The organism is Mesonia mobilis DSM 19841, assembly GCF_000423405.1.
GTDB classification, from domain to species: Bacteria; Bacteroidota; Bacteroidia; order Flavobacteriales; family Flavobacteriaceae; genus Mesonia; species Mesonia mobilis.
In genome coordinates this window covers 1-1,946 of the sequence record NZ_AUHX01000042.1, presented here as the reverse complement: position 1 = coordinate 1,946, position 1,946 = coordinate 1, and the positions used below count along the sequence as shown (strand labels likewise).

1 protein-coding gene is annotated in these 1,946 nt (G+C 30.7%); it reads right to left on the bottom strand.

The window, feature by feature from the left end; translation table 11 throughout:
• Positions 1-143 precede the first annotated feature (143 nt).
• Positions 144-1,814 carry an RNA-directed DNA polymerase gene (locus G551_RS15875; RefSeq protein ID WP_084626413.1) on the bottom strand — a complete coding sequence of 557 codons (1,671 nt, stop codon included), beginning with the start codon at positions 1,812-1,814 and terminating at the stop codon, positions 144-146.
• Positions 1,815-1,946: the final 132 nt, after the last annotated feature.

Sequence of the window (1,946 nt, the reverse complement as noted above, 5' to 3'; positions counted from 1 at the left end):
ACGGTTTTGTATAACAATCAGTTGCGGATTGTTTGAAAACTAAGATAGCTAAAATTACCGACTTTTATGCTTGCGCGGTTGTGTCCGCAGGACACAAAGCCGCAATTGTTGTTATACGGTGTTACCTGCTGTGCTTTACTAAATTAGTATTCCGTAATTGGTGCAATCATTTTTACAATTGTTGGTTCAGATTTCTTGAAATTTTTTGATTGTTCATAATTGCTTGTTTCTTTGACAGGAACTTTTGACGTTGAGCTTTTAATTACTGGAAATGGTATTAAAGATTTAGTTTCATCATAAAAATGAATTTTATTTTTTTCCAAAACATTAAAGTATTCGTTTAGTTTTATTGGATTCTTTTTAGGTTTCGGTAACCAACCTTTTGTAATAGCTTCATAAGTTAACAACCACTTATCATCCATTAGTGATTCCTCCGTAAGTTCAAGCTCGATGTTTTTAGTAGAAACAGAAGCATTTATTTTCCCTATGTTTTTTAAATCAAGAGCAATTAATATTGAAATTATATCATTTGAATTAAATATGATTTCGGCTATTTTGTCTTTTAATTTAATTTGAAATTCTTTGCAAATCCATAATGCCCAAGCCACTTCAAAATTATGGCCTTTTGCCGAATGTTCTTTTATTATAATTTCAGTTATGCTTTTAATTTTAGACTTATCAACTTTTGATTTGTGAGAAATTAAAAGTTGAGCAACAACTGGTAAAGTAACTGGTTCAGTTAACGCTATTTTTAGTATTAATGCTTGAAATAATTCCCAACTTTCATCTAGAAAAGTCTGAAATTTTAGAACTGAAATGGCAAAGTTTAGTACGGAATCTTTAGGATTAGATTTTGCGTGTCTAAATGCAAGACTTACAAATCGTTCTATATCTGTTTGCTGTGATTTAGGATGTTTTCTAAATGTAAATGAACCTAATTCGATAGCCCAATTTGCCTCTAATTCGTAAGGTGATTTTGAAATTTTGGTTTTCTCTTCATTAATGTCAAGTTGATATTCTGTAAACAAACTTTGAATAAACTTAAAGACTTTTTCAGAATCAGATTGATTCTCGCAATAGATAAAATAATCATCTACGAATCTGAAACCTTTAATTGATGATGATTTAAATTTATCTTGAATTATTTTGTCAAGTGTGCAACCAATGATTTCTGCAATCACTAAAGATGTATCTGGACCTATTGGAATTCCAAACGTCTGACCAGAATTACTTTCCCTTAAATTTTTGTCTAAAATATTACCTAATAAAGTTAAATCGCGTCTTTTAGTTTTTGCAACAGCTTTTGAGTGAATTGCCCAAGGAATTACGTGAGTATATAAAGTTCCGTAATATCTTGAAACGTCAGTTTTTACCTCAAATAACTTGTCAAATGAGTTTATTATGCAACCTTTCTTAAATTCTCCAAAAGAGTTTTTATATTGTAATGCTCTTTTTCCAGTAGTATCAATTATTGGAATACTGCTAGACATATTTGACTTACTATAAATTAGCTCTATATCTTTCCATTTGTCAGCTATTGTTTTTGAAAGAATAGATTGATGATATGGATTTGGAATACCCAAAAGCCGACGTGAAAATCCAGTTTTTGGAATTGAATGAACCACCCATTTAGATTCTCGAAATTTATCTTTAAAAGATTGTCTTTCAGGTTTTGTTTTTCTTTCAATTGATAATGTTACTTTTTTCCAGTCTTTGTGTATGTCAGTTAATTTTGATGCAAACAATTCAGTATTAAATGGTGGCGGTAATTCTTTGGGGAAATAACCTTTCTTTAAAAGTTCAATGTCTGTCATATTTGTACTGATTTTTTTTTCGCATTGCAGGTAACGGTCTTGTATAATTTCCCAGCTAAGGGAATTTGGAAACTAAAGATAGTAAAAAGAACTGACTTTGACGCGTGAGCGTCTGTGTCCGCAGGACACAAA